This is a genomic window from Amycolatopsis kentuckyensis (assembly GCF_002155975.1).
Lineage (GTDB): Bacteria > Actinomycetota > Actinomycetes > Mycobacteriales > Pseudonocardiaceae > Amycolatopsis > Amycolatopsis kentuckyensis.
Genome location: NZ_MUMI01000549.1, coordinates 1 through 5915, shown reverse-complemented (window position 1 = coordinate 5915; position 5915 = coordinate 1). Strand labels below are relative to the sequence as shown.

The window sequence follows — 5915 nt, the reverse complement described above, 5'->3', positions numbered from 1 at the left end:
CGGCGGCTCGCGGTGTTCGCGGGCGGCGCGGAGCTGGCGCCGATCGAGGCCGTCTGCGCCGACGAGCTGCTGCCCGCCGCCGACGTGCCGTACGTGCTCGGCAGCCTGGTCGAGAAGTCCATAGTGGACACCGTCGACGCGGGTGGCGAGCCGCGGTACCGGATGCTCGAGACGCTGCGGGTGTACGCCACCGAACGGCTCGTGGAGTCGGGCGAGCACGACCGGATGCGCCGGGCGATGGCGAGGTACTACGCCGAGCTCGCCCAGCGGCTGGAACCGACGCTGCGCACGGCCGACCAGCTGCAGGCGATCGACCAGTACGAAGCCGAGAGCGCCAACATGATCGCGGCGCTGCGCGGCGCGATCGAAATGTCCGATGTGGACAACGCGGTCGCGTTGCTGGACGGGATGTTCTGGTACCTGACCATCCTCGGCCAGGGCGGGCGGATCGGCTCGCTGCTGCGCGAAACCCTCGATTTCGGCGACCGGCTGCCCCCGGCGGTCTCGGCCGCCTACCGGGCGCTCGGCTACCTGATGGACGCGATCCCGGTCCGGTCGGACCAGCCCGAGATCCTCCGGCTGGTCGACGACTGCGTGCGCAGCAACGCGGTGGACCGCTACCCCGGGCTCGCGGTGGCCCTGCCGATGCTGGCCTTCCTGGGCGGGGATCGCGAGATCGCCATCCGGGAGGTGCGCCGGGCCGCGCGGCACGCGGACGCGTGGACCCGCGCCGGCGGGCACTGGGTGGAGAGTTTCCTGCTCGACGACGTGGGCGACGTCGAGGGCGCGGACCGGGCGCGCGATCGGGCCCACGCCGGGTTCGAGGCGGTCGGCGACCGCTGGGGCATCGCGATGACGCTGAGCTTCAAGGCGTACGCGCTGTCGCAGTCCGGCGACAGCGCCAAGGCCATCGAGATCTACCAACAGGGCCTGGCGCTTTCGATGGAGCTGCGGTCCTATGAGGACGCCGTGCAGCACTGGTGGCGGCTGGCCGTCGAGCGGGCGCGCACCGGGGACTTCGAAGGGGCCTGGCGCGACCAGGAGGCCGCGGAACGCTACGGCGAAGGCATCACCAACCTGCAGCACCGGGCGATCCTGATGTTCGGCAGGCTCGAACTGCTGCTGCGCACGGGCCGGCTGGCCGAAGCGCGGGCGCTGCTCGACCGGGTCACCGCGATGGGCGGCGACGACTGGTTCCCCGGCGGCATCGGCGACGAGTTCATCCACGCGTTCGAGGCGCGGATCCTGCTGGCCCAGGACCGCGCGGACGAGGCCGAGCCGCACGCGGCGATCGCGATCCGCGCGACCAACCAGCGCGGCGACATGCCGGACCTGGCCGGGGCGGTGGAGCTGCTGGCGATGATCCGCGAACAGCAGGGCCGTCCCGAGACGGCGGCCCGGGTGCTCGCCGCGTCCGCCGTCGTCCGCGGCCGGCTCGACCTCGGCAGTCCCGAGGTGCGAGCGCTCATCGACACGCTCCGCGCGGCGCTCCCGGACTACGAATCCCGCTACGAAGACGGCCGATCGGTGTCCAAAAAGGACACGATCGCCTGGCTCCTGGAGGAGCTCGGCTGACGTGGTCGTGAGTGGTGAGGCGGGTTCTCACCCGCCTCACCACTCACGACCTTCGGCGCGACTCACCCCCGTGTGTGCGCCTTTCAGACCCGCCGGCGATAGGCCCAGGTGGCCAGCGGGAAGAACACGATCACCGCGCCGGCCATCCAGGCCAGCGCCCCGGCCAGCGGACCGGCCACCGGTCCGCCGTTCATCAGGCCGCGCAGCGCGTTCGCCATCAGGCTGACCGGGCTGATGTCCGCCCACGCCCGCAGCCAGCCCGGCATGGTCGACGTCTGCACGAACACGTTGCTGCCGAAGGTCAGCGGCATGATGAAGACGAACATCAGGGCCTGCGCGGAGCCCGGCGACTTCATCACCATGCCGACGAACACCGAACCCCAGCAGAAGCACAGCCCGAACGCCAGCGCGAGCAGGATCGCCACGGCGAACTCGCCGGGGCTGGTCGCGATCCGGTAGCCCATGATCGTCGCCACGACCATCAGCACGGTCAGGCACACCACGTACCGCACGACGTCGGCGAGCACCGCGCCGATCAGCGGCGCCGAGCGGGCGATCGGCATGCTGCGGAACCGGTCGAACACGCCCTTGGTGACGTCGGTGTTCAGGTTCGTCCCCACGGTGAGGCACGCCTGCAGGATGTTCATCACGATGATGCCGGGCACGACCATCTGCAGGTAGGCGTCGGTCGAGCCGGACAGCGCGCCGCCGAACAGGTAGACGAACATCACCAGGAAGATGATCGGCATCAGGGTGACGTCGGCGAGCTGCTCGGGGTTCTTGCGGATCTTCAGGATGCCGCGCCACGCCAGGGAAAGCGCGTGCTGGAACCCCTTGCCGGGGCTGATGTGCCGCGGCGGGGCGGGGCGGTCGAGGGCCAGCGTCGTCATGCCAGGCTCCCTTCGAGGGTCTTGTCCTCAGTGGACCGTTCGGCGGTGTGCCCGGTGAGGGCGAGGAACACCTCGTCGAGGCTGGGCAGCCGCAGCGCCAGCTCGTCCGCGGTGATCCCGGCTTCGTCCAGCTTGCGGACCAGGGTGGACAGCAGCACCGGGTCGTTGACCGGCGCGGTGAGCAGGCCGGTCGCGTCGTCGCGGGTCGGCCGGACACCGGACAGGTCGCCGAGGATGCGGTCGACGGAGTCCATGTCGGACAGCCGGGTCGGCCGCACCTGCAGCGTCTGCCCGCCGACGCGGCGCTTCAGCTCGTCGGCCCGGCCGTCGGCGACGACCCGGCCGTGGTCGAACACGGTGATCTTGTCGGCCAGCTGGTCGGCCTCCTCCAGGTACTGCGTGGTCAGCAGCACCGTGGCGCCCTCGGCGACGAGGCCGCGGACGACGTCCCAGACCTCGTTGCGGGCGTGCGGGTCGAGCCCGGTGGTCGGCTCGTCGAGGTAGAGCACCTCGGGCCGGCCGACGAGGCTGGCGGCGAGGTCCAGCCGCCGCCGCATGCCGCCCGAGTACGTCCGGATCGGCCGCTTGGCCGCCTTGGTGAGCTCGAACCGCTCGATCAGGTCGGTGGCGCGGGTCTTGGCGTGGCTGCGGGAGTAGCCGTACAACCGTCCGATCAGGACGAGGTTCTCGATGCCGTTGAGGTCCTCGTCGACCGACGCGTACTGCCCGGTCAGCCCGATCAGGCTGCGGACCCGGACCGGGTCGGCGACCACGTCGTAGCCGCCGACCGTGGCTCTGCCGGCGTCCGGTTTCATCAGGGTCGCCAGGATCCGGACGGCGGTCGTCTTGCCGGCGCCGTTCGGCCCGAGCACCCCCACGACCTGGCCGAACGGGACCTCGAGGTCCACCCCGTCCAGCGCCTTGGTGTCCCCGAAGTGTTTGACCAGGCCCTCGGCCTGGATCGCGTGCGACATGGGCGTCCTCCTTCACTGCCGCTTCTGCGATCACTGTGGACGGCCGCGCTGGTAGGCCGCGCACAGCGCGCTGACAGCGGCTGGCAGGCGCTGGTGGAGATCTTGTGGAGGAGTTGTCGCGGCCCGGGCCGGGGGACGCCGATCTCGGCATACTCGGCAGCATGGTGCTTGCGGAAGAGACGCGGTCGCGGCGGAAGAACCCGCTGGTCACAGGCCTGCTGGTGGTCCCGGTGGTGCCACTGGCGCTGCTGGCGGCGCTGCGCCTGCTCGGCTACGACGGCGGCTGGTACACGCTCGTCGCGCTGTCGCTGACGCCGTTCGCGGCGGCCGCGGGGGTGCTCCTCGGCGGCGTCGCGCTGGCGTTGCGGCGGTGGTGGCTCGGCGGTGTCGCGTTGGTGCTGGCGCTCGCGCTGGCCGTCCTCGTCCTCCCGCGGGTGTCGGCGAGCGAGCAGCGTGAGGTGCACGGCAAGACCCTGCGTGTGCTGGCCTCGAACCTGCTCTACGGCCAGGCTGACGCGAAAGCCGTCGTCGACCTGGTGCGCGAGCAGCGGATCGACGTGCTGAACCTGGTCGAGATGACGTCGTCCGCGGTCGACCGGCTGACCGCGGCGGGGCTGTTCGACCTGCTGCCGCACCGGGTCCTGCACCCGGCGCCCGGTGCGTTCGGTTCGGGGATCGCGTCCCGCTTCCCGCTGAAGGAGGTCAACCTGACGGGTGATTCGGCGGCCAAGCAACTGGGCGCGGAGGCCGACCTGGGCGACGGCGTGGTGGCCGAGATCGTCGCCGTCCACCCGATCTCCCCGGACGTCGACACGCCGCTGTGGGAGCGCGAGATCAAGGACCTGTCCCTCCCGGCGGGCGAGCACGGCCTGCGCATCCTGGCGGGCGACTTCAACGCAACCCTGGACCACGCGGCCTACCGAACGGTCCTGGCCCGCGGCTACCGCGACGCGGCCGAGGAGCGCGGCGAGGGCCTGGCCCCGACGTGGCCGTCATCGTTCCCGGTGGTGACGATCGACCACGTGGCGGTGGACAACCGCGCGGCTGTCCTGGACTACCGCGTGTTCGACGTCGCCGGCAGCGACCACCGGGCGGTGTTCGCCGAAGTCCGGCTGCCGTGATCAGCGCGGCAGGAGCCGTTCCAGCGTCTCCAGCGCCCCGGCCGCGATGGACACGCCGCGGCCGTGGCGGATCTCCGGTTCGCGGGGGTTGATGCGGATCAACGCCCCCGTTGCCGCGCTGGCCAGTTCGGCGTAGCGGCGGACCGTGGGGACCGCCTGGCCCGCGCCCAGTTCCACCACCACGAGGTCGCGGGCCGTGCGGCGCCACGCCGTCAGCTCGTCCAGCTGGGCCTGGCTGCGGTCCGGGATCCACGAGAAGTCGCCGAACATCAGGATGTTGGGGCGCGCCAAGCCGCCGCAGCGGGGGCACGAGGGCAGCGGGGGTACCGCGCGCATGGTCTCCTCGTCGACCACGACGTCCATGTCGGCAGGCCAGATGTCGGACGTGCACCCGGCCAGGCACTGCAGGTGGTGGATCGAGCCGTGGGCTTCCGCTACGGACTCGAAGCCCGCCTTCTGGAACTGGCCGTCCACATTGGACGTGAACACGCGGGCGCCGCCGGGCAGGCGCGAGCCCAGTGACAGCAGGAGCCGGAACCCCTCGTGCGGCACCGTCCGGCGGTACAGCGCAAGCCGGTGTCCGTAGAAGCCCCAGGCCAGCTCGGGATCTTCGGCGAAGTGGCGCGGGTCGGCGAGTTCCTCGAACCGCAGCCCCAGCCGGGCGTACGGCGGGTACGCGCGCCAGAACCCCTCGCCGCCGCGGAAGTCCGGCAAGCCCGAGTCGACGCCCATGCCGGCGCCGGCGCAGATCAGGAGTGCGCCGGCGCCGTCCAGGAGCTTGGCGGCGAGCTCACTCACCCGGCTGCGAACCGAGGACGACCTCGAACTCCAGCAGGTTCGCCCCGGTGGACACCGGCTTGGCCCGCTCACCAGCGTGCGCCGCCGCGGCCGGGCCGCCCGTCGCCCACGCCTGGTAGTGCTCCTCGGTCTCCCACTTCGTGTACACGAAGTAGCGCGTCTCGCCGGAAACCGGCCGCAGCAGCTCGAAACCGAGGAAACCCGGCTGCTCGTCGACGGAGTGCATGCGCGCGGCGAACCGCTTCTCCAGTTCGGGGCCGGCGCCCTCGGGGACCTCGATCGCGTTGATCTTCACGACACTCATGTCTCCCACCCTAGTTGGCTGCCGGGTGTGATCCGTGCCACTGTGGGAGGCATGGGGAGCATCGAGCGCGACCTCGCCACCGATCTCGCCCGGATCGTCCGCGCCACGGCCGACGAGGTCGCGGGCGGCGAGGGCGGCGAACTCATCGAGCGGGTGACCGGCCACCTGGGGGCACCGCTGCCGGAGGTGGTGGTCGTCACCCGCAACTGGCCGATGTGGGAGCACGCGAACATCCAGGTAGGCGTCGACGCCT

Annotated in this window: 6 protein-coding genes and 1 pseudogene; 3 read left to right on the top strand and 4 right to left on the bottom strand. The window is 71.6% G+C overall.

The window, feature by feature from the left end; genetic code table 11:
• Positions 1 to 1575, top strand: a 1575-nt coding sequence (locus tag CCN39_RS41365; RefSeq protein WP_434781159.1) for an ATP-binding protein, incomplete at its 5' end; no start/stop codon positions are given.
• Positions 1576 to 1658: 83 nt separating this feature from the next.
• Here the strand turns inward: CCN39_RS41365 and CCN39_RS41360 are convergent.
• Positions 1659 to 2465 carry an ABC transporter permease gene (locus CCN39_RS41360; protein ID WP_086851785.1) on the bottom strand — a complete coding sequence of 269 codons (807 nt, stop codon included), beginning with the start codon at positions 2463 to 2465 and terminating at the stop codon, positions 1659 to 1661.
• Positions 2462 to 3439, bottom strand: a complete 978-nt coding sequence (locus CCN39_RS41355) for an ATP-binding cassette domain-containing protein (RefSeq protein ID WP_086851783.1) — start codon at positions 3437 to 3439, stop codon at positions 2462 to 2464. Before CCN39_RS41355 ends, CCN39_RS41360 begins: the two co-directional genes overlap by 4 nt.
• A gap of 104 nt (positions 3440 to 3543) precedes the next feature.
• On the opposite strand from CCN39_RS41355, the gene CCN39_RS41350 reads away from it, so the two are divergent.
• A complete protein-coding gene (locus CCN39_RS41350) occupies positions 3544 to 4560 on the top strand; it encodes an endonuclease/exonuclease/phosphatase family protein (RefSeq protein ID WP_086851782.1) in 1017 nt (338 codons plus the stop codon).
• On the opposite strand, the gene CCN39_RS41345 is transcribed toward CCN39_RS41350, so the two are convergent.
• Complete coding sequence (locus tag CCN39_RS41345) at positions 4561 to 5358, bottom strand: SIR2 family NAD-dependent protein deacylase (protein WP_086851780.1); 798 nt, start codon at positions 5356 to 5358, stop codon at positions 4561 to 4563.
• The gene (locus tag CCN39_RS41340; RefSeq protein ID WP_086851778.1) at positions 5351 to 5662 is read right to left on the bottom strand and encodes an antibiotic biosynthesis monooxygenase family protein; all 312 of its coding nucleotides are present in this window, start codon (positions 5660 to 5662) and stop codon (positions 5351 to 5353) included. Before CCN39_RS41340 ends, CCN39_RS41345 begins: the two co-directional genes overlap by 8 nt.
• A gap of 51 nt (positions 5663 to 5713) precedes the next feature.
• On the opposite strand from CCN39_RS41340, the pseudogene CCN39_RS41335 reads away from it, so the two are divergent.
• A pseudogene (locus CCN39_RS41335) lies at positions 5714 to 5915 on the top strand (AAA family ATPase); the annotation flags it as partial.

Bases quoted from the DNA above. Each gene is read 5' to 3' on its own strand.
- CCN39_RS41340 (WP_086851778.1), bottom strand. From the start codon at position 5,662: ATGAGTGTCGTGAAGATCAACGCGATCGAGGTCCCCGAGGGCGCCGGC.
- CCN39_RS41355 (WP_086851783.1), bottom strand. From the start codon at position 3,439: ATGTCGCACGCGATCCAGGCCGAGGGCCTGGTCAAACACTTCGGGGAC.
- CCN39_RS41360 (WP_086851785.1), bottom strand. From the start codon at position 2,465: ATGACGACGCTGGCCCTCGACCGCCCCGCCCCGCCGCGGCACATCAGC.